The organism is Salinirubellus salinus (genome assembly GCF_025231485.1).
Lineage (GTDB): Archaea > Halobacteriota > Halobacteria > Halobacteriales > Haloarculaceae > Salinirubellus > Salinirubellus salinus.
Window position 1 is genome coordinate 1,545,772 of record NZ_CP104003.1, and the last position, 24,602, is coordinate 1,570,373.

29 protein-coding genes are annotated in these 24,602 nt (G+C 72.0%); 10 read left to right on the forward strand and 19 right to left on the reverse strand.

The window, feature by feature from the left end; genetic code table 11:
• Positions 1 to 36 precede the first annotated feature (36 nt).
• The 5 genes from N0B31_RS08580 to N0B31_RS08600 form a co-directional block, all read right to left on the reverse strand.
• A complete protein-coding gene (locus tag N0B31_RS08580; RefSeq protein WP_260643453.1) occupies positions 37 to 369 on the reverse strand; it encodes a DUF4112 domain-containing protein in 333 nt (110 codons plus the stop codon).
• Positions 370 to 433: 64 nt separating this feature from the next.
• Positions 434 to 1,615, reverse strand: coding sequence for a hypothetical protein (locus N0B31_RS08585; protein WP_260643454.1), 1,182 nt, complete (start codon positions 1,613 to 1,615; stop codon positions 434 to 436).
• Between the two features lie 93 nt (positions 1,616 to 1,708).
• Positions 1,709 to 2,857, reverse strand: coding sequence for a hypothetical protein (locus tag N0B31_RS08590; RefSeq protein WP_260643455.1), 1,149 nt, complete (start codon positions 2,855 to 2,857; stop codon positions 1,709 to 1,711).
• Between the two features lie 7 nt (positions 2,858 to 2,864).
• Positions 2,865 to 3,497 (reverse strand): zinc metalloprotease, encoded by a 633-nt coding sequence (locus tag N0B31_RS08595; protein WP_368389220.1) that lies wholly within the window; start codon positions 3,495 to 3,497, stop codon positions 2,865 to 2,867.
• Positions 3,494 to 5,005, reverse strand: coding sequence for a TraB/GumN family protein (locus N0B31_RS08600; RefSeq protein ID WP_260643456.1), 1,512 nt, complete (start codon positions 5,003 to 5,005; stop codon positions 3,494 to 3,496). The genes N0B31_RS08595 and N0B31_RS08600 overlap by 4 nt, the downstream gene beginning before the upstream one ends.
• A 113-nt stretch (positions 5,006 to 5,118) precedes the next feature.
• Between N0B31_RS08600 and N0B31_RS08605 the strand changes: the two genes are divergently transcribed.
• A complete protein-coding gene (locus tag N0B31_RS08605; protein WP_260643457.1) occupies positions 5,119 to 5,613 on the forward strand; it encodes an acyl-CoA thioesterase in 495 nt (164 codons plus the stop codon).
• On the opposite strand, the gene N0B31_RS08610 is transcribed toward N0B31_RS08605, so the two are convergent.
• Positions 5,610 to 6,194 (reverse strand): hypothetical protein, encoded by a 585-nt coding sequence (locus N0B31_RS08610; protein WP_260643458.1) that lies wholly within the window; start codon positions 6,192 to 6,194, stop codon positions 5,610 to 5,612. The genes N0B31_RS08605 and N0B31_RS08610 overlap by 4 nt on opposite strands.
• 110 nt (positions 6,195 to 6,304) lie before the next feature.
• Between N0B31_RS08610 and N0B31_RS08615 the strand changes: the two genes are divergently transcribed.
• The 3 genes from N0B31_RS08615 (at position 6,305) to N0B31_RS08625 (ending at position 8,131) form a co-directional block, all read left to right on the forward strand.
• On the forward strand, positions 6,305 to 6,766 hold the full coding sequence (locus N0B31_RS08615) for a DUF7992 family protein (protein WP_260643459.1): 462 nt from the start codon (positions 6,305 to 6,307) through the stop codon (positions 6,764 to 6,766).
• 220 nt (positions 6,767 to 6,986) lie between these two features.
• On the forward strand, positions 6,987 to 7,400 hold the full coding sequence (locus N0B31_RS08620) for a universal stress protein (protein ID WP_260643460.1): 414 nt from the start codon (positions 6,987 to 6,989) through the stop codon (positions 7,398 to 7,400).
• Between the two features lie 59 nt (positions 7,401 to 7,459).
• Positions 7,460 to 8,131 (forward strand): RNA ligase partner protein, encoded by a 672-nt coding sequence (locus N0B31_RS08625; RefSeq protein ID WP_260643461.1) that lies wholly within the window; start codon positions 7,460 to 7,462, stop codon positions 8,129 to 8,131.
• 360 nt (positions 8,132 to 8,491) lie between these two features.
• Here N0B31_RS08625 and N0B31_RS08630 read toward each other — a convergent pair whose 3' ends face one another.
• The 5 genes from N0B31_RS08630 to N0B31_RS08650 all read right to left on the reverse strand — a co-directional run bounded on the left by N0B31_RS08630 (position 8,492) and on the right by N0B31_RS08650 (position 14,193).
• Positions 8,492 to 9,970, reverse strand: coding sequence for an AMP phosphorylase (locus N0B31_RS08630; RefSeq protein ID WP_260643462.1), 1,479 nt, complete (start codon positions 9,968 to 9,970; stop codon positions 8,492 to 8,494).
• A gap of 28 nt (positions 9,971 to 9,998) precedes the next feature.
• Positions 9,999 to 12,623, reverse strand: a complete 2,625-nt coding sequence (locus N0B31_RS08635; RefSeq protein WP_260643463.1) for a cation-translocating P-type ATPase — start codon at positions 12,621 to 12,623, stop codon at positions 9,999 to 10,001.
• Positions 12,624 to 12,722: 99 nt separating this feature from the next.
• Positions 12,723 to 12,866 (reverse strand): rubrerythrin-like domain-containing protein, encoded by a 144-nt coding sequence (locus tag N0B31_RS08640; RefSeq protein ID WP_260643464.1) that lies wholly within the window; start codon positions 12,864 to 12,866, stop codon positions 12,723 to 12,725.
• Between the two features lie 101 nt (positions 12,867 to 12,967).
• Positions 12,968 to 13,525, reverse strand: coding sequence for a class I SAM-dependent methyltransferase (locus tag N0B31_RS08645; RefSeq protein ID WP_260643465.1), 558 nt, complete (start codon positions 13,523 to 13,525; stop codon positions 12,968 to 12,970).
• A 50-nt stretch (positions 13,526 to 13,575) separates the two neighbouring features.
• The gene (locus tag N0B31_RS08650) at positions 13,576 to 14,193 is read right to left on the reverse strand and encodes a YbhB/YbcL family Raf kinase inhibitor-like protein (RefSeq protein ID WP_260643466.1); all 618 of its coding nucleotides are present in this window, start codon (positions 14,191 to 14,193) and stop codon (positions 13,576 to 13,578) included.
• A gap of 75 nt (positions 14,194 to 14,268) precedes the next feature.
• On the opposite strand from N0B31_RS08650, the gene N0B31_RS08655 reads away from it, so the two are divergent.
• Both N0B31_RS08655 and cutA read left to right on the forward strand, forming a co-directional pair.
• Complete coding sequence (locus N0B31_RS08655; protein WP_260643467.1) at positions 14,269 to 14,457, forward strand: HEWD family protein; 189 nt, start codon at positions 14,269 to 14,271, stop codon at positions 14,455 to 14,457.
• 1 nt (position 14,458) lies between these two features.
• The gene (cutA, locus tag N0B31_RS08660) at positions 14,459 to 14,767 is read left to right on the forward strand and encodes a divalent-cation tolerance protein CutA (protein WP_260643468.1); all 309 of its coding nucleotides are present in this window, start codon (positions 14,459 to 14,461) and stop codon (positions 14,765 to 14,767) included.
• Positions 14,768 to 14,789: 22 nt separating this feature from the next.
• Here cutA and N0B31_RS08665 read toward each other — a convergent pair whose 3' ends face one another.
• A complete protein-coding gene (locus N0B31_RS08665; RefSeq protein WP_260643469.1) occupies positions 14,790 to 15,938 on the reverse strand; it encodes a DUF7973 family transport facilitator in 1,149 nt (382 codons plus the stop codon).
• Positions 15,939 to 16,068: 130 nt separating this feature from the next.
• Entirely contained in the window at positions 16,069 to 16,548 is a 480-nt protein-coding gene (locus N0B31_RS08670; protein ID WP_260643470.1) for a PadR family transcriptional regulator, read from the reverse strand.
• Positions 16,549 to 16,709: 161 nt separating this feature from the next.
• On the opposite strand from N0B31_RS08670, the gene N0B31_RS08675 reads away from it, so the two are divergent.
• From N0B31_RS08675 to N0B31_RS08685, 3 genes are read left to right on the forward strand one after another with little or no spacing between them, the layout of a single operon-like run.
• Positions 16,710 to 16,877 carry a hypothetical protein gene (locus N0B31_RS08675; protein WP_260643471.1) on the forward strand — a complete coding sequence of 56 codons (168 nt, stop codon included), beginning with the start codon at positions 16,710 to 16,712 and terminating at the stop codon, positions 16,875 to 16,877.
• A 57-nt stretch (positions 16,878 to 16,934) separates the two neighbouring features.
• Positions 16,935 to 17,636 (forward strand): sugar phosphate nucleotidyltransferase, encoded by a 702-nt coding sequence (locus N0B31_RS08680; protein ID WP_260643472.1) that lies wholly within the window; start codon positions 16,935 to 16,937, stop codon positions 17,634 to 17,636.
• Between the two features lie 48 nt (positions 17,637 to 17,684).
• Positions 17,685 to 18,722 (forward strand): saccharopine dehydrogenase family protein, encoded by a 1,038-nt coding sequence (locus N0B31_RS08685; RefSeq protein ID WP_260643473.1) that lies wholly within the window; start codon positions 17,685 to 17,687, stop codon positions 18,720 to 18,722.
• On the opposite strand, the gene N0B31_RS08690 is transcribed toward N0B31_RS08685, so the two are convergent.
• From N0B31_RS08690 to N0B31_RS08700, 3 genes are all read right to left on the reverse strand, one after another.
• Complete coding sequence (locus N0B31_RS08690; protein ID WP_260643474.1) at positions 18,723 to 19,169, reverse strand: universal stress protein; 447 nt, start codon at positions 19,167 to 19,169, stop codon at positions 18,723 to 18,725.
• 168 nt (positions 19,170 to 19,337) lie between these two features.
• Positions 19,338 to 20,855 (reverse strand): glycerol kinase GlpK, encoded by a 1,518-nt coding sequence (gene glpK, locus N0B31_RS08695; protein WP_380627405.1) that lies wholly within the window; start codon positions 20,853 to 20,855, stop codon positions 19,338 to 19,340.
• Between the two features lie 3 nt (positions 20,856 to 20,858).
• The gene (locus N0B31_RS08700) at positions 20,859 to 21,398 is read right to left on the reverse strand and encodes a gamma carbonic anhydrase family protein (RefSeq protein ID WP_260643475.1); all 540 of its coding nucleotides are present in this window, start codon (positions 21,396 to 21,398) and stop codon (positions 20,859 to 20,861) included.
• Between the two features lie 85 nt (positions 21,399 to 21,483).
• Here N0B31_RS08700 and N0B31_RS08705 point away from each other — a divergent pair, with 85 nt between their 5' ends.
• Positions 21,484 to 22,674, forward strand: a complete 1,191-nt coding sequence (locus N0B31_RS08705) for an FAD-dependent oxidoreductase (protein ID WP_260643476.1) — start codon at positions 21,484 to 21,486, stop codon at positions 22,672 to 22,674.
• A 28-nt stretch (positions 22,675 to 22,702) separates the two neighbouring features.
• Here the strand turns inward: N0B31_RS08705 and N0B31_RS08710 are convergent, their stop codons facing one another.
• From N0B31_RS08710 to N0B31_RS08720, 3 genes are all read right to left on the reverse strand, one after another.
• Positions 22,703 to 22,900: a DUF8028 family protein gene (locus N0B31_RS08710; protein ID WP_260643477.1), complete on the reverse strand. Its 198-nt coding sequence runs from the start codon at positions 22,898 to 22,900 to the stop codon at positions 22,703 to 22,705.
• Between the two features lie 64 nt (positions 22,901 to 22,964).
• Entirely contained in the window at positions 22,965 to 23,567 is a 603-nt protein-coding gene (locus N0B31_RS08715; RefSeq protein ID WP_260643478.1) for a rhomboid family intramembrane serine protease, read from the reverse strand.
• Between the two features lie 42 nt (positions 23,568 to 23,609).
• Positions 23,610 to 24,602 carry a DUF368 domain-containing protein gene (locus N0B31_RS08720; RefSeq protein ID WP_368389221.1) on the reverse strand — a complete coding sequence of 331 codons (993 nt, stop codon included), beginning with the start codon at positions 24,600 to 24,602 and terminating at the stop codon, positions 23,610 to 23,612.

Below are 24,602 nucleotides of genomic sequence, written 5' to 3' on the forward strand. Positions count from 1 at the left end.
CCGAGACGGGCAGAGGGGCGCGAAAAGTGCGACGGTTTAGCCGTCCAGCGCTCGCTCGAACAGTCGTACGTTCCGCCGGTTCGCACGGAAGTAGACGTCGAGCACGTTGCCGACGAGTGGGATCAGGCCGATCGCCCAGCCGATACCGACGTTGAGGAGCATCCGGACGAGGTACCACGTCGGGACGCCCGCCCGGAACGCCTCGAAGACGATGACGAGCCCGACGATGGCCGTGAAACTGTCGCCGATGACGGGAATCACCCCGAGCAACGGGTCGATGCCGATACGGCCGACGACCGGGAGTTCGACGGCGTCGTCGAGGAGCGTGGCGAGGGTCTCTGCGCGCTGGAGGTGTGGGTCGGCCGACACGACCACCGGTAGGCGACGCCCGCATTTAGCCGTAGCGCCGTCGTCGGTCTCCCCCCGCGGACAGTCACCAGTACCGCTCGGCGAACAGCGACACCACCACGCCCGCGTGGAGGAGCACCCCGCCGAGCGTCGCGACCCGACCGGCCGTCACGGCCACGGCCGGTCCCGTGGCGGCACCGACCACCTCCGCGAGGAGACCGGCCGCGACCAGCGCCATCGCCACGAGCGCCGTCCGGTCGCCGACCCACCGTCGGCTGGAGACGGCGGGCGGGTAGAACTGGTACGTCGCACCGAGGATGGAGAGCCCGAGGAGCCCGAGCAGGTTCACGCGGAGGTGCGCCCGGACCAGTCCCGACGTGGCCGCGACGTAGGCGAACGCCAGGCCGAGACCGACACCCACGGCGCCGAGACCGACCCCACTCAGGAACCCGGCGAACCCGACGCGTCGCTTGTCGCTCCGGCGGACGGTCACGGCCAGCGCCAGCGCGAACCCGAGGACCGCGACCGACTCGACGACGGCACCCCACTGGAGGCGTGTCCCGGCGGGCAGCCCGGTGGCGAGGAGCCACGGCCCCACCGCCGCCGCGGGGAGGACGACGGCGACGAGGGGACGGGGCGGCCGGGCCGCGAGGAACCGCGGGAGGAGTCGGAAGCCGACGGCGAACAGCAACAGCGTCGCGCCCCCCACCGCGAGCAGGTGGCTCGTCGCGGGGCCGTACACCACCGGCGTCGGCAGGCCGAGTTCGACGGCGGCCGTCACGTACGTCCCGGCCAGCAGGTAGCCGAGCGCCACGACGACGAACGCGTTCGCCACCCGGTCGACCGTCCGGCGGTCGGCGTTGTGCTCGCCAGTCCCCGTCTCGGCCCCGGTGAGGTTCGTCCGTACCGTCCAGCCGAGCGTCGCGAGGATACCGAGGAACCCCAGCGCCCAGAGCGTCGTGGCGACCAGTTCGACGGGTTCGGACAGTCGTGCGTACTCCACGCTCGCCATCCCGACCACGCCCAGCGCCGTCGCCGGGAGCGTCACGGCCGGTGCGCGCGGGAACGCGAGTTCCCGGTCGAAGTACGACGGCACCAGCGAGTAGGCCTTGCCGGCCACCGTGTGCAGGACGAACCCGTGGAGGCCGAGGACCACGCCGACGCCACGTGGTGCCCCGGCGAGTGCCGTGGCCTGCCACGCGACGAGGAAGCCGAGCCCGGCCAGCAGGAAGCGTCTGGCACCACGGGAGACCGTCGCGGCGGACATGCTCGGCCACTCGGTACGGGGGTTCATAGGAGTACGGGGGTGGCCGACCCGCGTGGGCGGTGGCGTGCGAGCCGAACCGCCCCCGGCGGGTGGCTACGCGACGGTCTCGCGGCCGGTCAGGGTCCGTCCCACGTCGGCGGCGTAGATCACGACCGCGAGGAGCACGACCCCCTGGCCGACCTCCGACGGGAGGCCGAGTCGCCCTGCGGCGAGTTCGACGAGGAGCCCGACGGTGACGAGGAGCGTGACGACCGACCCGAGCGGTAGCAGGGCACGCCGGAGGGCGTACCGTGTCCCGGACAGGAGCGCCAGGCCGAGGAACCCCAGCGCCGCCAGTCGGTACTCGACGGGGACGACGTCGGCCACGAGCGTGAACCGCGAGAAGGCGCCGCCGAGCAGTAGCATCCCGCTGCCGAACAGGAGGCCGAAGACGAGGCTCCCGGTCCCGGCCGGACGGGCGGCCGCGGTGAGAGCGGTGTAGACGAGTGCGACGAGGAGCGCCCCGAGCGCCACCGCTTCGAGGGTCGCCCCGACGCGGGCGAGCACCCCCGCGGGGAGACCGAGCGCGACCAGCGGGGGGCCGAACGCGGCCGCCGGGAGGGCGACGGCCACCAGCGGCCGCGGGAGCGACCGGCCGTAGGCGCTGGGGGCGAGCGCGACGAGGCCGGCCGCACAGGGCACCGCGATACCCCCGAGCAGCAGGTGTGCCACCGCCGGTCGCGTGCTGACGGGTGCCGGGAGGCCGAGCGCCGCGGCGACCGTGGCGTAGACGCCGACCGCGAGCGTCGCGTACCCCACGTGGAGCGTGAGGAGGACGAGGCGGCCCGTCTCGCTCGCGTCGCCGAGTCGCGCCGGGAGGCTCGGGAGTGTCTCGGCTGCGAGGACGAACAGCGCGAGGAGGACGCCGACGCCCAGTACCACCAGCGGGCGTTGTCCCCACCCCTGGAGGTATCCCCACTCGACGGCGGCGACCGCGACGGTCCCGCCCGCGGAGAGGAGCGTCGCGAGGCCGAGGAGCGGGCCGACCCAGCGCGAGCGGTCGGTCACGACGCCTCGACGACCCACCACCGAGAGCCAGAGCACCGTGTGGACCGCGAAGCCGTACCCGCCGAGCGCGACGAGGACGCCGAGCGGCGCGTCGAGGAGGACGGCGACGGCGCCGGCGACCAGCGAGAGCGTGGCGACTGCGCCCAGGAATCGGTCGAGGTGCGTCGGCGGCCGAGGGACGATGAGCGACGGCACGGTCGACTCAGTAGGGGAAGCCCACGTAGAGGATGGCGATCACGGCGAGGCCGGCACAGACGAGGAACGCGGCGCCGAACCCGACGGTCGACCAGTTCCGGACCTTCCGGCCGTCGAGTGGGCCGAACGGGAGCATGTTGAACGCCGCGAGCGCGGCGTTGATGGTCACACCGAGTTGCCCCACCTCGCCGAGGAACCCACCGAGCAGGAACAGCGGGAAGAACGCCACGGCGAGCGCGACGTTCGTCAGCGGGCCGGCCAGCGCGATGAACGCGTTCTCCCGTTCGTTCAGGTAGCCGCGGTGGTAGACGGCGCCGGGCGCGGCGAAGAGGAAACCCGCGAGCCCCGCCCCCACAGCGAGCGCCAGCATCGTGTAGTCCGCACGGAACTCCGCGACCTGCCCGTAGTGGATGGCGACCACCTTGTGGGCGAGTTCGTGGAGCAGGAACGCGACGCCGACGGTGAGGAACGAGGCGACGAACACCTCCGCGACGAGGCCCTCGCCGGCCCGCTGTAGCAGCGACAGCGGCGAGTATCCCGCGCCCGCGGTGGAGACGATGAAGAACGTGAACGCGACGGCGAGGGCGACCCACGCGAGGCCGAAGTCTCGCAGCTCGCGCCCGGAGAAGTCGATGTTCACGTCAGCGCCCCCGCGATGAGGTCGAGGCTGTTCTGTGCCCCGCGGAGCATCAACGCGGCCACGTCGGCGGCGCTGTCGATGCCCGCCCCCGCGAACAGCGCCGGCACGACGAGCGCGACGAACAGGATGCTCCCGACGAAACTCCCGACGTTCGTCAACGCGACGACCATGATGAGTTTGAACAGCGGCACCTCGAGCATCCGCCGGACGAGGTCCGGGATGGGGATGGTCTCGTCGCCGAGCAGTTCGTTCAGCGTCCCGATGTCGGAGACGTTCACGTCGACGTAGCGCAGTTCGACGTAGCCCGCGAACCACCCCGGCGCGAGCAGGGGGTTGACGCTCGTGAGCCACGCGACGGCGCCGCCGACGCCCGCGCTCGTCCAGTGGGCACCCGCGAGTTTCGCGAGGCCGAACGAGAACACGAAGTTCACGACGAACCACAGCCCGAGCAGGCGAAGCAGGAACCCCTGTTGCACCCCGGCCATCGCCACGAGGACGAAGAACACGAGGAAGCCGAGCGTGAACAGGTAGCCGAACAGTTTGTACGGCGAGAACCGGCTCGACTCCTGCCGTCCCGTGATGGACTCCATCGGCGGGAGCGTCTCGGGGTGCTCGAGATACGCCTCGATGCCCGCCCGGTGGCCGGCGCCCACGACGGCGACGACGTTCTTCCCGGCCTCGCGGAGCGCGTGGATGTTGTGCGCGAGGTAGGCGTCACGCTCGTCGATGAGCGCCTCGGCGCCCCCTGGCGAGAACCGGCGGAACTCCTCCATCATCGCCGTGACCACGTCCGTGTCGGTCAGGTTCTCGAGGTCGAACTCGTCCAACTCCTCCTCGTCCGGCGCGGTGAGCGTGAACACGGCCGCCAACAGCCCACCGACGACGGCGGTGACGAGGCCGACGATGGCGAGGCCGTCGAGGAGACTCACGACGATTCCGGGCCCGAGCGTCGCGGGGACGAACAGCGGCCCGGCGAACGCCTCCAGCAGGATGCCGAGGAAGAGGCCGACGCTCGCGCCGACGCCGAGCCCGATGGCGAGTGGGTCGCCCGCCCCAACGGCGAGGCCCCCCACGAGCTTCAGTTTCTCCAGCCCCGACAGCCGTGCCCAGAACCGCTGGATGGTGACCTGGATGTCGCGGTCGACGAGCGCCACGTCGATGCCGTGTTCCTCGGCCGTCTCGACGGCGGCCATCATGTCCGCGCCGGGCTTCACGTCGAAGCGCTCGCCCATCCGCGACTGGACGTACGAGAGCATCCAGTAGGCGATGAACTGGAAGACCGTGTTCCCCTTCAGCAGGTCGGCGGCGTCGAGGTCGTCTGGGGTGTCACCCTTCAGCTGGCGGAACCGACCCTCGTCGAGTTCGACCGCGACCACGTCCGGTCGCTCCTCGGCGATGACCTCCTCCACCTCGCGGGCGCTCGCCTCGGAGACGTGTGCAGTGCCGACGACGCGGACGCTGCCGCGTGCTTCGGACGGGTCGGACGCGGACCCGGCGACGTCGCTCATTACCCGCAGGAAGCGGTCCCTCCCGTTTACAGCTATCGACACGCACACGAGGTGTCACGCGCCTCGGGCCGCGGGTCGGGAACGTTTTGCCACCGCCGGGACACGCTCACGGTATGTCGAACGCGACGGCCACGCTCGCCACCTCCCGTACCGAGATGACCGAACTCCTCCTCCCCAACGAGACGAACAACCTCGGCCGCGCGCTCGGGGGGACGGTCCTGCACTGGATGGACCTCTGTGCCGCGGTGGCGGCGATGCGCTTCTCGGGGCGCCAGTGTGTCACGGCGTCGATGGACCACACCGACTTCCTCTCGCCCATCGACCTCGGCGAGGTGGTCGAACTCGACGCCTACGTCTTCCGGACCGGACGGACGAGCCTCGACTGTCGGGTCTCGGTCCACGCCGAGGACCCGAAGGGCGGCGAGACGAACCGGCGCAAGACCACCACCTCGTTCTTCACGTTCGTCGCGCTGGACGACGAGGGACACCCGACGGGGGTGCCGGAACTCGTCTGCGAGACGGAGACCGAGGAGGCGCTCCGCGAGAGAGCCATCGAGGAGCAGCGCGAGCAACTGGCGACGGTGGTGGCACGGCTGGAGGACGACTAGTCGGGTGGGCCATCGGCCACCGACAGCCAGCAGGCCACGAACAGCGCCGACAACCCCAGTAGCGGCGGCGTGACGAACGTGAAGACGGGAGCGAGCACGGCCAGCACGGAGTCGCCGAACCCACCGAGCGGCGCGAGCAGCACCCGGAGGTCGTCCAGGCGGAGCGAGCAGGCGAGCAGGAGGCCCCCGGCGACGGCCCACCCGCGCGCCCGTCCCTCGAAGTGGTAGACCATCGGGACCAGCGGGTACGCGAGGAACAGCAGGTAGACGGGGAACGACGGGAGGAACGCGAGCAACCCGCCGAGCGTCGCGTAGACGCCGACGAGGCGGCCTCGAACCGTCGCCACGTCGGTTCTCGTGTAGAGGGCCGCGACGGGCGGCCCGACGACGAGCGCGGCGCCGGCGGTGAGTGCAGTCCCCGTGAGGCCGAGGACCGAGAGCGGCCGCCGGACCGTGACGTAGGACGCCTCGGGCGGGAGGCCACCGGGCAGGTCGAAAGCGCTCGGGGCGGCGGGCGAACGTGAACCCGAGGTACGCGAGGCCGAACAGGAGACTGACGAGGAGGACGGCGCGTGGGCCACGCCGGGGTGTCGACGGGACCCGAGCCATACCGCGGCGTCGGCATTCCCGGCCTTCGCCGTACCGGTCCGGCGGGGCACGGTTTATCCCCACCGCCGACCTCCTGTCGGCCATGAGTCTCGACGTGGACGCGCCCGAACCGCCGGAGCTCGAACCCGGCGTGGACGCCAACGAGTACGAGGACGCCACCATCGTCGGGGACACCGACTACCGGCGTGAGGAACTCGACGAGTACCTGCAGGACGGGGCGTGGGAGCGCTCGTTCTACGAGTGGGCCGAGCACACCGACCTCGGCGTCGAGGAGTGGGCCATCGTCACCGACCTCGAACTGGTGCGGCGCTTCGACTTCTTCTGGGACGACTTCGCCGACCGGGTGGGCTACCACGCCCCCGGCCTCCCCGAGGACTGGAAGGAGCGTGACCTCCACCCCGACCTCTCCTCGTGGGGACAGGTCTCGGCGATCAACGCGGGCCTGACCGAGCTCGGCCAGGTCGTCTCCGACGTGCTGAAAGAGGAGTACATCGAGTGGGAGTCGGCCTTCGAGGCGCCGGACGACCTCCCGGAGTTCGAGTAGGGCGAGGACCCGAGTGTGCGAAGCGAACGAGGGTCCTCGAGATCGTGAGCGGGAGCGACCGGAGGGAGCGACACGCGAGGCGAGTGTGCGAAGCGAACGAGGGTCCTCCAGGGTCACCGGCATCCGTCACGGCGTTCGAGACAGTCCCAGTGCCGTGATTGGCGCGCGCCCACTCGGGATTCTTCAGCGACCGTGGGCTATCCACCTCCAGTGATTCGACGTGTTCGAAACGATACTGGTCGCGGTAGACGGTAGCGAACGGGCAGAACGAGCCGCGGACCTGGCGGTCGGACTCGGCGCGGAACACGGCGCGACGGTCCACGGCGTCTACGTGGTCGACACGGGCCTGCTCGGTGAGCCGGCGCTCTCCTCGGCGGAGCTCTCGGTCGACGCCGTCGAGGACTTCGGGCACGAGGTCCTCGATGACGTGGCGTCGACCGCCGCCGAGCGGGACGTGGAGTTCGTCACCCGCGTCTGCCACGGCATCCCGAAAGAGGAGATACTGGACTACGCCGAGGAGATCGACGCCGATCTCGTCGTGGTCGGCGCGTTCGGCAACAACCCCGGTCACCGGACCGGGAGCGTCGCCGAGCACGTGGTGAAGAACGCGCCCCGGCGCGTGCTGAAGGTCTGACCCGGGTGCGGCAGCGAACGCGAGCGTAGCCTTTTGTCCGGTGGCCGGCAACGTACCGTATGCCGGAACACCCGCTGAAACAGCGGTTCGTCCTCGACACCTCCCTGTTCCTCACCGACGAGATACGCGAGGACGGAGAGTCGCTGGCCGACGCCCTGGAGCGGTTCCTCGATCTGCTCGCCGAGGCGAAGCTCGAACTCAACATCTCCTGTTACATCCCGCCCTCGGTGTACGAGGAACTGACCGGGATGCTCGCCGACCGGTCGGTGCCAGAGGCCACCGTCTCGAAGTTGAACACCTGGCTCATCAAGAAGCACCCCGACCGCTACGGCGTGACCGTCCCCGCCGACGTGGTCTACGAGTACATCGACGAGATGACCGGTCGTGTCAACCGGGGCCTCCGCGTCTCCGAGCGCGCGGTCCGTCGGGCGGAGGACTCGATGGCCGACGCCGCCGAGGGAGACGAGAGTCCCATCTCCGCCGTCGACCGGGTGGTCTCCGAGCTGCGCGACGAGTACCGGGACGCGCTCCGCGGGGGCATCCTCGACTCGCGCGAGGACTTCGACCTGCTGGTGCTGGCCCGCGAACTGGAGGCTGGCGTCGTCACGGAGGACCAGGGCATCGTCGACTGGGCCGAGGCGTTCGGCCTGCGGTACATCCGCGGCCGTGACTTTCCGACGCTACTGGACGAGTACCTGAGTGCGAGCGTCGACCGGCGGTATCCGGAGTGATGACTCGGCGGTTGTAGAAACGGGACGAGAGCCCGCGAATGGAACCCGGACGGGAGACGTTTTCCACAGCCCGTACGGCACTTCCGGCACCGGCCGTTCGTACTGCGCCGGGTTCTCGAACGCCCCTCACGCGGCGTCCGGTACTTCGCCTTCTCGCCAGTCCGTCGCGACGGACGGGTCCTGGGCTGCTGCGGTTCTCCTTCGGAGCGTTGACCTCGTCGCCCTGTTACGGGCCCTTCGGTTGTTGCCCCCAACCGGAACCGTACTCCCTTGAAGGGTTTCTTGCTCCGGTCGTCCGGTGTGTTCTCGCGGCTCCCGCCGCACACCGTGGTATGTCACGACACATCATAAACGTTGCGCCTACAGGTGCTCGACCACCGACTCCCCCGGCGGTCGGACCCGGATGGGTTCGCTCCCGACGAGCAGGCCGCGTGCCTCCTCCAGTTTCTCCTCGTGTTCGGCGTAGACGGTGAGCAGCGCGTCGCCCTCGGCCACCTCCTCCCCGAGCCGCCGCTGGAGTTCGAGGCCCGCGCCGGCGTCGCGGGGCGCACCCGCCCGGCGGGCCACCTCCGAGACGAGGCCGTTGTCGACGTGGCTGACGACGCCCGGCCGGCGCGCCTCGAGGGTGTGAGTGTGCTCGCCCGGCGTCAGGTCAGCCAGCGACACGTCCCGGTCGCCCCCCTGGGCCGCGACGATGTCGCGGAACGCCCGCTCTGCGGCCCCCGACTCGAGCAGTTCGTCCGCGTCCGCGTTGACGCCGCAGGCGTCCAGCAACAGCCCCGCGAGCCGCACGCTCTTCTGTCGCAGGTCCTCCGGGCCGTCGCCCGACAGCACCGCGAGGACGTCGCGCGCCTCCAGCACCGGCCCGATGCCGCGGCCGATGGGCGCGTTCCCCCGCGTGATGGCGCAGGTGAGGTGGAGCCCGAGGTGGTCGGCCACCTTCTTGAACTCCTCGGCGAGTTCCCGCGCCTCCTCCAGTGACCCGGTCTTCGCGTCCTCGCCGTACGGCACGTCGAGGACGACGTGGGTCGACCCGGCCGAGCGCTTCTTCGAGAGGACGCTCGCGACGAGCTGGCCCTGCGGGTCGAGTGAGAGGGGGTACTCCGCCCGGATGATGCGGTCGTCGGCCGGCGAGAGGTCGACCCCGCCACCCCAGACGAGACAGCCACCCGCCTCGTCGACGATGCGCCGGATGCCGTCGGCGTCGAACGACACGTTACAGAACACCTCCATCGTGTCCGCGGTGCCGGCGGGCGAGGTGATGGCCCGCGAGGACGTCTTGGGCACCGTCACGCCCGCGGCGACGACGATGGGGACGAGGACGGGCGTGACGCGGTTGCCCGCCACGCCGCCGATGGAGTGCTTGTCCGCCACCACGTCCGTGTCCCACGAGAGGCGGTCGCCCGCCCCGGTCATTGCCTCGGTCAGCGCGAGCGTCTCCGCCGAGGAGAACCCGCGGGTGTAGACGGCGGTGACGTACGCCGAGAGTTCGATGTCCGAGAGCCGGTCCTCCGTGATGTCCTCGGCGATCCGTCGGACCTCGGTGGGTTCGAGTTCGATGCCGTCGAGTTTCTTGCGGACGTACTGGACCGACCGGGGCCGCGGCGCGAGCGTCACCTCCACCATCCCGTCGAGGTGCCCGACCCGCTCGGTGGCGCCGAGTTCGCCCGGTGGTACCAGTTCCTCTGTCACCTCGACGATGCAGACCACCGACCGGCCGTTCCAGCGGACCTGGACGCGGTCCAGCGGGTTGACGCCGAGTTCCCGCGCGTCGGCCGCGTTCAACACGACCGTCGGTGACCGCGTCACGAGGTCGATCGCCTCCGCGTGGAGTTCCATACCCGCTGTCGGGCGTGGGGGTACGTGACTATTGTGCCGCCGTCCCGGTGTCCCGTGCCCACCGCCGGGACAGCACGGCCGAGGCGACGAAGCCGGGGACGGCGAGCACCAGCGCCCCGCCGATGAGCCCCCAGTCGGCCAGCGAGAGCGGCACCGTCCCGAACGGCCCCGAGAGCGGCGTGTAGAGCACCGTCAGGTGCAGGAGGAACGAGACGACGACGGCCACCTCGAGCCACCGGTTCGTCCCTGGCAGAGTCCCGCGCGCCCACCGGACGACGTAGAGTTTCGTGAACTCGAAGACGACGAACGCGGTGAACACCATCGTCACGGCGTACTCGGTGGCGGTGGGCGCCCCGTCCAGCGTCAGGAACGTCAGGCCGAGGAGGACGACGGTGGTGGTGAGCGCCACACCCCCGCCCACCCGGAGGAGGCCGCCGTCGATGACCCCCTTCTCCGTGTCCCGCGGCGGCCGCTCCATCACGTCCTCGCTGGCGGGGTCCGCGCCGATGGCGAGCGCCGGGAGGCCGTCTGTCAGGAGGTTGATCCAGAGCAACTGGACCGCCGGCAAGATGAGGTAGCCCGCGAGCGACGCCAGCAGGACGAGGAGGACCTCCGCGAGGTTCGCCGAGAGCAGGTAGGCGACGAACTTCCAGACGTTGTCGAAGATGGTCCGTCCCCGTCGGACCGCGTTGCGGATGGTGGCGTAGTTGTCGTCCAGCAACACCACGTCGCTGGCCTCTCTGGCCACGTCGGTCCCGCGGATACCCATCCCGATGCCCACGTCGGCCCGGCGGAGCGCGGGCGCGTCGTTCACGCCGTCGCCGGTCATCGCCACCGCGTGGCCGTTCTCCTGCAGCGCCTCGAGCAATCGCACCTTCCCGCTGGGCGTGACGCGGGCGAACACGTCGACGGACTCGACGCGCTCGGCGAGCGTGGCGTCGTCCATCCCGTCGACCTCGCTGCCGGTCAGCACCTCGCCGCCGATACCGACCTGTTCGGCGATGGCCGCCGCCGTACCGGGGTGGTCACCGGTTATCATCTTCACCGCCACGCCCGCGTGCTTGGTGTCCTCGATGGCCTCGGCCACCTCCTCGCGCGGCGGGTCGAGCATCCCCACCAGTCCCAGCAGTGTCAGCGAGGACTCCGGGTTCGCCGGGTCCGACCCCTCGGCGACGGCCAGCACCCGGAGCGCCCGGTCGGAGAACGCCTCGACCTGTTCGAGGACCCGGTCACGGGTCGCGTCGTCGAGCGGTTCGTCGCCGTCCGACCCGCGGTAGGCGGTGGCACGGTCGAGCACCGCCCCCGGCCCCCCCTTGACGTAGACGTCCTCGCCGTGGACCGTCGCCATCCGCCGCCGGTCGGCGTCGAATGGCCGCTCGTCGGTCCGGGGTCGGCGCTCGCGAAGCGCCGCCACGTCCATCCCAACGTCCTCGGCGGCGAGGACGAGGGCGCGCTCGGTCGGGTCCCCGTCCTCCACGGTCGCGTCGTTGCAGAGCGCGCCGGCCTCGAGGAGGCCCCGGAGGCGCTCGTCCTCGGCCACGTCGTCGAGTTCGAACGTCTCGTCGGGCACCCACGCCTCGGTCACCCGCATCTCCCCCTCGGTGATGGTGCCCGTCTTGTCGGTACAGACCACGTCGACGGCACCGAGCGCCTCGACCGCGGGGAGTCGACGGACGAGGGCGTTCTCCGCGGCCATCCGGCGGACGCCGAGCGCGAGGGTGAGCGTCACCACTGCCGGTAACCCCTCCGGGACGGCCGCCACGGCCAGCGAGACGGCCGTGAGTGCCGCCTGCACCGTGTCGGTCCCGCCGAGGACGAGCAGGGGGAGCACGACCGCCGCGACGACGAACACGCCGACGGCGAGCCGCCGCCCGAGCTGGTCGAGGTCGGCCTGCAGCGGCGTCTCCTCGTCGGACGACTCGCGCAGCGCGGTGGCGATACCGCCGAGTTCGGTGTCGCTCCCGGTGGCGACTATCACGGCGCGGGCCCGCCCCCGGGCGACGCTCGTCCCCCGGAAGACGAGGTCGGTCCGGTCGGCCAGCGGCGTCTCCGGGTCGAGTGGGTCGGTCGACTTCTCGACGGGGACGGACTCGCCGGTCAGCGACGCCTCCTCCGCCGAGAGCGACTCCGCGGTCACGAGGCGGGCGTCCGCGGGGACGCTGTCGCCAGACTCGAGGACGACCACGTCGCCGGGGACGAGTTCGCGGGCGTCGACCCGTTCGGTCCCGTCGGGGCGACTGACCGTGGCCTCCAGCGCGGCCATCTCCCGCAGCGCCTCCAGCGCCCGCTCGGCCCGGTAGTCCTGGACGAAACCGAACAGGCCGTTGGCGACGAGGATGCCGGCGATGAGGACGGCGTCGATGACGTGGCCCGTCGCGGCCGAGAGCGCCGCCGCGACGACGAGGACGAGCACGAGGACGGAGCGGAACTGGTCTGCCAGCACCGAGAGGGCGCTCCGGCCGTCGGCCGCCGGGAGTTCGTTCGGGCCGTACCGCTCGCGACGCGTCGCCGCCTCCGCGGCCGAGAGGCCGTCCGCGCCGCTGTCGAGTCGGTCGAACGTCTCCTCGACCGAGAGGGCGTGCCAGTCCGTGCCGGTGCTGGTGCCGGCGTCGGTGGGCTGGTCGTCGGTCGTCGTGGCCGCCGCGTCGCTCACGGGGACAGTCGACGACGGGGGGAGACAAAAACAGGTGGGGCGGTCGGAGGGCTGGACCGGGACAGTGGTCGGTCGACTGGCCGGCGGCTGGACGGCGACCTACTCTCTCGGGACGGCGATGTTGCGGACCTCGCCGGTACACTCGGGACACTCCCCGCGGTGACCCGAGACGGTGACCCGGTGGCCACAGTCGTGACACTCGTACGTGGACAGTTCGGGGGTGTAGGGGTCGATTCCGCGCATGTGATAGACAGTCGCAATCGAGCGGATAAAACGGTTGTCCTGCAAGCCATACAGAGAATATAATTCGTTAATACGCCACCGAGTGGACGTTCGTCAAGAAATCACTCGGCGCGGAGGCTGGCGACGAACGTCTCCCGGCGCTCGGAGCCGTGCTCGACGACGAGGCCGGCGGCCTCGGCCATCGCCTCCGCGTCGGCGAGGGCGTACCGCTCGTCACGGGGCGGGCCGGCCTCCCCCCGGCCGTTCGCGGACCAGTCGGCGACGCCGAAGCGGGCGCCCGGCGCGAGGACACGAGCCACCTCTGCCATCGACTCCTCGGTGGCGAACTCGTGGAACGTCATCGTGGTGAACGCGCCGTCGAGGGCGTCGTCGTCGAACGGCAGGTCGGCCACCTCGGCGGTGACGAACGCGACGTTGTCGGGCGCGCCTTTCTCCCGGTAGAACGCGTGCATCTCCTCCTGGACGTCGACGGCGTGGACGGTGTCGACGTACGGCGCCACGTCGTCTGTGTAGAACCCCGTCCCGCTCCCGAAGTCGGCGACGACGTCGTCCTCGCTCGGGTCGAACAGTGCGAGCAGCTCGTCCACCGAGACGTACCGGTAGCGCCCCTCGTCCTCGAGTCGCTCCGCGTGGCCCGCGTCGAACGTGTGGAAACCCATACCCGCCGTAGGATGCGGGGTGACATGAGTCCGGCCATCGGGCCGCGGGTCTACTCGAGCGGCGTCCGGGTGGCCGTCCCCCCGGCGTCGTCGCTCCCCAGCGGTCGCCGGAAGTAGGTCGTCAGCCGCTTCGACGCGAGCGTGGCCGTCTCGAGCGCGTCGTCGACCGGGTCACGCTCGCTCCCGGCGGGCACGTCGAGTTCCCGACGCAGGGCGTACAGCGTGAGCCAGTAGCGCTGTGGCTCCTCGGACGGCGGGGGACAGGGACCGACGTACCCGACCCTGCCGGTACCGTTCTGGCCCTGGACGCCACCGTCGAGTTCGGGCGGCGACGAGTCGGTCGGCACCGCCTCCGGGACGCGGTCGGTGTCCGCCGGGAGGTTCCACGCCACCCAGTGGGTGAACGTGCCACCGACGCTGTTCGGGTACTCGAAGACGAGCGCCAGCGCCTCCGTCGGCGGCGGGACGCTGGTGATCTCGATCGGCGGCGAGACGCCGACGCCGTCGTCGGCCTCGCAGGTGTAGCGGGTCGGGACCGTCTCGGCGGCCGTCGGGAGGGAGAACTCGAGCAGGTCCGGGGTGGTCGGCCCGCCGGCGTCGGCACACCCGGCGAGACCGAGTGAGCCGCCGGTGCCGAGTGCCGCGAGCAGGGACCGTCGACGTACCATCGCCCGACGTAGGGCCGCCCCGGTAAAAGTGCCACCGGCCGCGGCGTTCAATACCCCCGGCGACCCAGAGGGGGTATGACCGTCGAGATCGTGCCGCCCACCGAGCGGGCGTGCACCCGCTGTGGCCGCCGGGACGTCTGGGACGCGGAGACGGAGAACTGGGTCATCGAGACCGTCGACGGGGAGCGTCGAGTCGGCCGGCCCCACTGCGTCCACGAGTGGGACATCAACGGCTCGTACAACCCCGTCCGCCGCACCGCGTAGGATGCCGACCGCGTACGTCACCGCCCCGCCCGAGGCGGCCGCGGACATCGCGCGGACGCTCGTCGAGGAGCGTCTCGCGGCCTGCGTGAACCGGGTCGACTGCGACTCGACCTACCGCTGGGAGGGCGAGGTACACGAGGAGCGCGAGGTGGTGTTGCTCTGCAAGACGACCGACGCGGGGTACGACGCGCTGGCCGAGCGGGTCGTCGACCTCCACCCGTACGACGTGCCCTGCGTCGAACGCTTCGAGGAGGACGACGTGTTCGCGCCGTTCGCCGCGTGGCGGGCGGACGTGGTCGGCCCCGAGTGATCGGTCTCGAGTCGCCCTCGTCTCAGAACGGCGTCGGGATCGTGTTCTGGGTCAACACCCCGGCCACGTCGAGGACCGCGAGGAGGAACGACGTGAGGAGGATGGCCACCATCGGCGGGTCGAGGTGGGTGTCGGCGTGCGCGTAGAGCACGCGCTGGGCCACCTCACCGACGAGCGCCGCGAACGTCCCCACCAGCGCGCCGGCGACGAGGGCGACGGCGGGTGAGACGGCCGCGGCGACCGCCCCGCCCGTCGCACTCCCCGCGAGGCCGACGACCGCGACGCCCGCCGGCAGCGCGACGTGGTAGGTCACGGGGAACGCGTCGGGGATGCGCTCGTCGTCGACGAGGACGAACGCGAGCGAGGCGACGGCCAGCCCGAACGCGAGGAGCGGCCGGCCGGTGAGGTAGGTGACGAGCGCCGCGAGGACGCCCGCGCCAACGCCGACGAGCGCGACGCGCACCCAGTCGGACTGCTCTGGGCGCCACGGTTCGACGACGAACCGCGAGAGGTGGGTCGACGCCAGTTCCTCGGCGTCCGGGGGCGAGGCGTCCTCGTCGCTCCGGGTCGGAGGCGGCCCGCGACGCTCGCCCCGGGCGTAGGGCCGCATGTCGAGGACACCCCCGCGGACGGTGCCGACCAGCGGGTAGCCGAAGGCGAGGCGGTGGAGGAACCCCGAGACGACGATGGAGAAGGCGAGCGGGTCCCAGGGGAGGCCGGGCCAGGGGAGGGTCCCGCCGACCGGGCCGAAGGTCCCGGCCGAGAGGCCGGTCAGCAGGAGGCCGACGACGCCGAACGCGCCACCGGCGACGAGGGCGTCGGCGCGGAGTCCCAGTGGGCGGGCCACGGCCTTCGCGTGGTGGTACGGGAACGGGTGGTCGAGGGAGCCCTTCCGGGCGGCGAAGGCGGCCGCCGCCGCCCCGCCGGCGAAGGCGACCTGCGGGCCGAGGAAGGGGCCGAGCCCCACGCTCGCGGTGAGACCGGTCGCTCCGAGCGCCACGGGACTCCCGGCCGTCGGGGGAGGCGCGCCCCCGAGGAGCTCCGCGAGTTCCCCGACGACGAGGGCGACGCCGGCGAGGGTGAGCGCCGGGAGCGCGCCGACGGCCGCGCCGAACGCGCCGCCCGCGAACGCGGCGACGACGACGACGAGGAGCCCGACGGGGTCAACCACGGTGCGACCCCTCCGCGGTACAGTCCATACGGGGGCGTCTCCGGGTGGCGTGTAAAGCCTTCCCCGTTCGAGAGGGCGGCCGCTCGGCGAGGGGATAACGTGAGAAGTGGGGAGGTGGTCGTCGAACGCGCTACAGGTCGCCGGCGACCTCCTGCAGGAACGCCCCGAGCAGGAGGTGCTGGCGGGCCGCGGCGGCGACGCGCTCGCGGGACAGGTCCGCGTCGTCGACGGCGTACTCCTTCGTGCGGACGAGTTCGCGGGTCTCCAGACAGCCGTCCTCCTCCAGGTCGTGGAGGCTGGGGTAGACCGTCCCCGGCGAGAACTCCGCACCGAACGCCGTCGCGAGCGTCTCCATCAGGCCCTTGCCGTGCGTGTTGTGGTCCTGCGTCGCCACCAGCGCCAGCAGCACCGCGTCGAGGTTCCCCTTGACGACCGACTCGTCGAGTTCGACCGCCTCTCCGGGGAAGAGTGCATCCGAGACGTCACCGAGCAGGTCCGTCGGCGACTCGATGTCTCCGGACCCACCGCCGCTACTCAGTTCGCGGTACAACATCTCGACGGTGACACTACTCTCCTTGTCCTCTCGGTCGATGCCCGGGGCGAATGCCATACTCGCGCAATGGGGTGTGCACATATAAACACTCGCTCGGGCTTCAGAATCTGAGCCGGCCGTTCCGCACCCCGTGAGCGCCTCTACCTCGCCTCTGTCTGTCGGTTTCACTTTCACTCCGGGTGGCTGACGTTCATAGTCCCGAGACACTTACGCAGTGTATGGCCATCGACACGATACACACCAGGCCGGACCGCCAGCGACGGACGCTCCCGGGGGCCGTCGACGTCTCCGACCTCCCCGCCGACCGCGTCCCGGAGATCGCCGCCGACGAGGAGGTCTACCTCGAGCGCCGCGGCGGGCGCACCTACCTCGTCCCCGCGAACTGACCGAGCCGAGTCGACCGGACCGTCGCGTTCTTCCCGCCGCCGCCCCACTCCCAGCGCGTGCAGGCCGTCGTCCCCGCCGCCGGCCGTGGCTCGCGCCTCGGCGCACTCACCGCCGACCGCCCGAAGCCGCTGGTCCCCGTCGGCGGCACGCCGCTCGTCGAACACGTCCTCGACGCGCTCGCTCCGGCCGTCTCCGAGTACGTCGTCGTGGTCGGCTACCGGGGTGACCGTCTCCGTTCGCACCTCGGCGACCGGTACGCGGATTGCCCCGTCACCTACGTCGAACAGGCCGAGCCTCGGGGGCTGGCCGACGCCCTCCTGTGTGCCGCACCGGCCGTCGACGGCCCGTTCCTCCACTGCAACGCCGACAACGTCTTCGCCGCCGACCTCTCCCGGCTGGCGACCCACCGCGAGGCCACGGACGCCGACGCCGTCCTCCTGACCGAGCGCGTGAGCGAGGACGTGGCCCGCGAGACCGGCGTCCTCGTCCGCGACGAGGCGGGCCTGCGCGTCGTCGAGAAGCCCGACGACCCGCCGTCGCTGGAGGTACAGACGGGCGCGTTCGCGTTCTCGCCGGCCGTCTTCGACGCCTGCCGGGCCGTCGACCCCTCCGCACGTGGGGAGTACGAACTGAGCGACGCGGTCACCCGTCTCGCGCGCGACGGGCGCGTGGAGACGCTCACACTGGCGGCCGACGAGTGGCGTGTCAACGTCAACACGGCCGCCGACATCGCCGCGGCCGAGCGCCGACTCCGCTGACACTGCCCCGAACGCCGGGGTTTAGCCGCCAGCGGTCGACCCCCCGCCGTGCTCTGCATCTACGGCGCCTACGGCTACACCGGCGAACTCGTCGCCGAGACGGCGGTCGAGGCGGGACTCGACCCCGTGCTGGCCGGACGGAACGGGGCTCGACTCGCCGACGTGGCCGCGGCCAACGACTGCGAGTACCGTGCGTTCCCCGTCGAGGAGACGGGCGCGAACCTCGACGGCGTCGACACCTTGCTGAACTGTGCGGGGCCGTTCGTCGACACCTACGAGCCCGTCGTCGACGCCTGTCTCGAGCACGGCGTCGACTACCTGGACATCACCGGAGAGATAGCGGTGTTCGAGGGTATCGCGGCCCGCGACGGGGTGGCCGCGGACGCCGACGCCACCCTGCTGCCCGGCGTCGGCTTCGACGTGGTGCCGACCGACTGCACCGCCCGCCACCTCGCTGACCGACTCCCGGACGCGACGCACCTCGAACTCGCGTTCGCGGGCCTCTCCTCCGTCTCGCGGGGGACGGCGCTCTCGGCACTGGAGAGTCTCGGACAGGGGGGCGCGGTCCGCCGCGACGGGAGACTGCTCCACAGGCCGGTCGCCCACGCCACCCGCAGGGTCCCGTTCGCGGACCGCGAGCGGACGGTGACGGCCATCCCGTGGGGCGACCTCGCGACGGCCCCGTGGACCACTGGCGTCCCGAACGTGACGACCTACGCGGCCATCCCGCAGGTGGCCCGGCTCGGGATGCGCGGGTCGCGGTTCCTCCCGTCGGCAGGGCTGCGGCTGGCGAAGCCACTCCTGCAGACGCTGGTGGAGCGCACCGTCGAGGGGCCCAGCGAGCGACGGCGTGAACGCGGCCGGGCGGAGGTGTGGGGCGAGGCACGCGACGAGCGGACCGGCGAGTCGGTCCAGACACGGCTCACGACGCCCGAGCCCTACGCGCTGACCGCCGACGCCGCCGTGGCGGCGGCCGAGCGCGTCCTCGGGGGGGACGCCGATCCGGGCTTCCAGACGCCGGGCGGCGCGTTCGGTGCCGCGTTCGTCACCGACCTGCCGGGGGTCTCCGGGTTCGACGACCTGTGACTACGCGTCCCGGTCCTCGGCCTCGTACCGGTCGCGGAGTACGGTCACCACCGGGCAGGTGGCCTCCAGGAGGAGGTCCTGTGTCACGTCGCCGAACAGCGCCTTGCCGACGGGGCTCCGGCGCTCGCCGCCGGCGACGATGTAGCGGGCCTCGCGGTAGCCGGCCTCGCGGATGATGGTCTCGACAACGTCGCCGACCTCGCCGGCCACCTCGACGCCGTCGAACCCGCCGAGCGTCGCGCGGACGACGCGACGGGCGGTGCTCCGGGCGTCCTCCTCGGCCGTGTCGAGGTAGTAGTCGGGTTTCTCCTGCCGGTCCGCGAACTCCTCGTCCGGCATCACGTGCAGGACCACGAGCGTCTCGTCGTGAGCCTCCGCCAGGTCCTTGCCGACGGCGACCACGCGGTCGTAGTCCCGTTCGCCGTCGACGGCCGCGAGTACGGTCATGCTCGATTCTCCGCTGCGGGGCCTGAAGAAACCCCGGCAAGTACTGCGAGACACGGGTCGCGGTGACACGGGTGACGGGGCAGGCACGGCGCGCTACCGGGGGTCCCCGACCCGTGCCGCACGGCTCGTTCCGCGCGCGCCACGACGAGGTGCCGCGCGCGCCCTCACTCAGTCCGCTGCCCACCCCTTCGCGCGTTCGACGGCCTCCAACCACCGGTCGTAGCGGTCGGCCACCGCGGCGTCCGGGTCCGGGTCGAACGTCCGGTCGACCCGGTGGTTCGCCCGCAGGTCGTCGAGGTCGTCCCAGTAGCCCACCGCGAGGCCCGCGGCGTAGGCCGCCCCGAGCGCCGTCGTCTCGTCCACCTCCGGGCGGACCACGGGTACCCCGAGCGCGTCGGCTTGCAACCGGCACAGGAAGGAGTTCTTCACCGCCCCGCCGTCGACCTGCAGGCTCTCGACGGGGCCAGCGTCGGCCGCCATCGCCTCGACCACGTCGCGCGTCTGGAAGGCGATGGCCTCCAGCGTCGCCCGGACGAGGTGTTCACGACCCGTCCCGCGGGTCATCCCGACGATGGTGCCGCGGGCCCGGCCGTCCCAGTGGGGCGCCCCGAGGCCGGTGAAAGCGGGGACGAAGTAGACGCCATCGGGCGAGTCAACCGACCGGGCGAGGCGCTCGGTCTCGGCTGCCTCCTCGACGAGGCCGACGTCCGTGAGCCACTCGACGGCTGCGCCGGTGACGAACACCGACCCCTCCAGCGCGTAGCGTGGGGCCTCGCCCGATCGCTGGAACGCGACGGTCGTCAGCAGGCCGTGGTCGCTCTCGACGGCCTCGGTGCCGGTGTTACAGAGCAGGAACGACCCCGTCCCGTAGGTGTTCTTGGCCTCGCCGGCCTCGAAACAGCACTGGCCGAACAGGGCGGCCTGCTGGTCGCCGAGCGCGGCCGTCACCGGCACCGCGGCGCCGAGCAAGCCGTCCGGGTCGGTCCGGCCGTACTCCGCCTCGTCGCTGGAGGGCCGGACCTCGGGGAGCACCGCATGCGGCACCGAGAACTCCGCCAGCAGGTCGTCGTCCCACGCCAGCTCGTGGACGTCGAACAGCATCGTCCGCGAGGCGTTCGTGACGTCCGTGACGTGCTCGCCGGTGAGCTTCCAGACCAGCCACGAGTCTATCGTGCCGAACGCGAGGTCGCCGGCCTCGGCCCGCTCGCGGACGCCCGGCCCGCTCCGGTCCGGTTCGATGGGGTCGGCCTCCTCCAGCAGCCACTCCAGTTTCGTCGCCGAGAAGTACGCGTCCGGCTCCAGCCCCGTCCGTCGGCGTATCTCCGGCGCACGACCCTCCTGTTCGAGTCGCTCGACGCGCTCGGTCGTCCGGCGGTCCTGCCAGACGATGGCGGGGGCGACCGGCTCGCCGGTCTCGCGGTCCCAGAGGACCGTCGTCTCGCGCTGGTTCGTCACGCCGATGGCCGCGAGGTCGGACCCGGCACAGTCGGCCGCCTCGAGCGCGTCGCGGACCACCGCTACCGTGTTCTCCCAGATCTCGACGGCGTCGTGTTCGACCCACCCCGGCTCGGGGTAGAACTGCTCGTGGGTCTCGTAGGCACTCCCGACGACCCGGCCCGCTCGGTCGAACACCATACACCGGGTGCCGGTGGTCCCCTGGTCGACGGCGGCGACGTACTCGGACACGGCTCAGCCCTCGTCGTCGGCCGGCGGCCACTGCTCGTACAGCACCTCGCTCTCCGTCGCGTGCGCGTCCGCGAGGTCTGTGTACACGTCGGCGGCGAACGCCCACGGGGACTCGCCCTCCCCCCCCTCGCGCACCACCTCGGCGGGCGTTCCCATCGCCACCGCGTAGTCCGAGATCTCGGTCCCCTCGGTGACCAGTGCGTTCGCGCCGACCATCGCCTGTTCGCCGACGACGCAGTCGTCGAGGACGATGCTCCCCATCCCGACGAGCGCACGCTCGCCCACCTCGCAGCCGTGGACGATGGCCGTGTGCCCGACGGTCGCGTACCGACCGATGTCCGCACCCTCGTGGACGACGCTGTTGTCTTGGACGTTCGCGCCCTCCCGCAAGCGGATGGCGCCGTGGTCGCCGCGGAGGACGACGTTCGGCCAGACGGAGGCGTCGGCCTCGATGGTCACCTCGCCGATGACGGTCGCCGCCGGGTCGACGTACGCGTCGGGGTGGATGTCCGGTTCGGTGCCCTGGTACGAGCGGATGGTCATGGCTGGCCTTCCGCCGGCGACGCCAAGACTGTTCGGCCCAGACGGAGACGGCAAGGAACACGTACCCGCCGAGCCAAGCGCGGGTATGGACCACGAGACGGACGTCGTCGTCGTCGGTGGGGGCGCGACGGGCGTCGGCGTCGCTCGCGACCTGTCGCTGCGCGGTGTCGACGTGACGCTGCTCGACCGGGACGGCCTCTCGGCGGGGACGACGGGCCACACCCACGGCGTCCTCCACTCCGGCGGTCGGTACGCGAACGACGACCCGGACGGTGCCCGCGAGTGCATCCGCGAGAACCGTGTCCTCCGGAACGTCGCGCCCGTCGCCGTCACGGACACGGGGGGCCTCCTCGTCTCCTGCGAGGCCGACGACCCCGCGTACCTCGAGGAGAAGCGCGAGGCCTGCGAGGCGTGTGGCATCCCGACCGAGCGACTCGAGGGCGCGGCCCTCCGCGAGCGAGCGCCCGAACTCCCGGAGACGGTGCGGGCCGCCCTCGCCGTCCCGGACGCCGTCGTCCACCCCTCACCGCTGGTCGCGGCGACGGCGGGCGACGCGGCCGACCGGGGCGCACGCATCGAGACGCACACCCCCGTCACCGACCTCGTCGTCGAGGACGACACCGTCGTCGGCGTCGAGACGCCCGCGGGCACGGCCCGTGCGGCCCACGTCGTGAACGCGGCGGGCGCGTGGGCCGGGCAGGTGGCGTCGACGGCCGGCGCCGATCTCGAGATGCACCCCTCGAAGGGCGTGATGGTGGTCGTCGACCGCGAGGCGTCGGCGGTGCTGAACCGCGCCCGCCCCCCGAGCGACGGCGACATCGTCGTCCCCGTCGGTGGGCGCGCCATCCTCGGGACGACGAGCGAGACCGTCGCGGACCCGGACGACTACCCGCGGGAGGGCGCGGCGACCGCGGCGATGGTCGAGGCTGCGCACGCGCTCCTCCCGGACCTGACCGAGGACGAGGTCGTCCGGTCGTACTGGGGGGTCCGCCCGATCCCCGCCGTCGCCGGCGAGGGGCGGGACGCCTCGCGCGGGTTCCTCGTGCGAGACCACGGCGAGACAGACGGCGTCGCCGGCCTGACCAGCGTCGTCGGGGGGAAGCTCACCACCCACAGGCTGATGGCCGAGGCGACGGCCGATCGGGTGTGCGAGGAACTGGGCGTCGACGCCGACTGCGAGACGGCCGAGACGCCGCTCCCCGACGACGCCGACCGGGTCGCGTCGCTCGTCGAGCGATACGACGCCGCCTCCCCCGCCGACGCGGACCGGCGGTAGCCGGCGACGTCGGAGGACCGGCCGCCGCTCAGGGGTCGTGGCCGTGCCCTAGCGAGAGCGCGACGGCGTGGGCCGCGAGCAGCCCGACGAACAGGGCCAGCTCCCGACGACCGTCGAACCCGTCGGCGACCATCGGTAGGTAGGCGGACGGGAGGACGACGGCGCTCCAGCACGCGACGCTCCTGAGCGGGACGGCCACGTCCGGGACGTTGCGGGACGGGTGCATACACCGACTGGGAGCCGGGCCACCACGTTCGTTTCCCAGATTCCCCCGGACGCTCCCCCACGCGTCACCGTTCGGTCACGACCGGGCGGGCGTCCGGGCTCTGGAGCAGTCGACGCCGGCCGGCCAGCAGTCCCAGCAACAGGCCGGTGAAGTGGGCGACCAGCGCGAGTCCCGGCCCGGCCGTCGCGATGGTGAGCACCAGCGCGACGGCGACGTAGAGGCCGAGCGTGAGCGACCGGTCGAGACGCACTCGACGACCGACGGCCCCCACCGCGCGGTTCCCGGCCAGCGCGTACCCGAGCAGGGCGAACACCGCGCCCGAGGCGCCGACGACCGCCGTCCCCCCCGCGAACAGCGCGGCGACGAGCAGTTCCGCCACGCCCGCGAGCGCCCCCGCGAGGAGGAAGAACGCGTGGAACCGGAGCGGGGTGGTTCCACGTTCGACGACGAGGCCGACGAGCACGAGCGCGAGGAGGTTCGCCACGAGGTGCGCCACCCCGACGTGGGCGTAGGTAGCGAGGACGAGCGTCCACGGCCGCACCCAGAGCGGGAGGGAGAGCGCGAACGCCCCCACGCCGACACCGAGGACGCCCAGCACGGACTGGACGACGAAGACGCCGAGACACGCGAGGGCCGTCTGGACCGTCGGTCGGTCGGTGAGCGACACGACGGGAGGAGGCCCGCGAGCGAGATAGGCGTGGCGGCCTCGCTACAGGAGGTCCTCGGTGAAGTGGTCGAGCGCCAGCACCGCCCCCGCGCCGACGACGGCGGCGAGGACGAGTGGCGCGACGACGGCGGGCGTGAACTCCGGCGTGGCTCCGAGCACCCGTTCGGCCGGGAGGCGCAGCGCCCCCACCATCAGGCTCACGAGGAACGTGAGCGTCGCCGGGCGGTAGTGTTCGAGCGCCCACTCGATGACCCGCGAGATGGTGAGCAGGCCGACGACGGCGCCCGCGGCGAACGACGCGAGGACGGACCCGTCGGCCACGAGCGCCGAGGCGTCGAACGCGACGACGGCGTCGGTGAACTGCCGCAGCGACCGGACGACGTACTCGTACTGTCCGAGGACGAGCAGGAGGAACGACCCCGAGATGCCGGGGAGTATCATCGCCGAGATGGCGACGACGCCCGCGAGGAAGACGACCAGCGGCGTGTTCGGCAGGATGGCCGTCACCTCGCCCGTGAGGACGAACGCGAAGACGAAGCCGAAGACGGCCGCCGCGACGCGACGCGGGGTGTTCACGTGGACCTCGCCGTAGAGGACGACGGCGCTCGCGGCGATGAGGCCGAAGAAGAACGCGAACGTGAGCGCGGTGTACTCGACGAGCGCCACCTCCAGCACCCGTGAGACGGTGATCAGCGCCGTGGCGACGCCGAGACCGAGCGAGACGAGGAACGCGAGGTCGAGCGCCCGGACCCGTCCGAGGAACTCGGCGCGCCCGTCGGCGGTGTGGACGCCGAGCAGTGACCGCAACAGGTCGACGTCGAAGTCCGTGATGGCCGCGATGAGTCGCTCGTAGATACCCGCGATGAGCGCGATGGTCCCGCCGGAGACGCCCGGGACCGCGTCCGCGGTCCCCATGGCCGTGCCCTTCAGGTAGACGACGAGGTAGTCCCGAAGGCCGTCGTCGGTGTCGAGTCGGGGGGTAGCGCCGGCGGTGTCCGTGCCGCCGTCACCGGCCGTCGGCGACTCGTCCGTCAC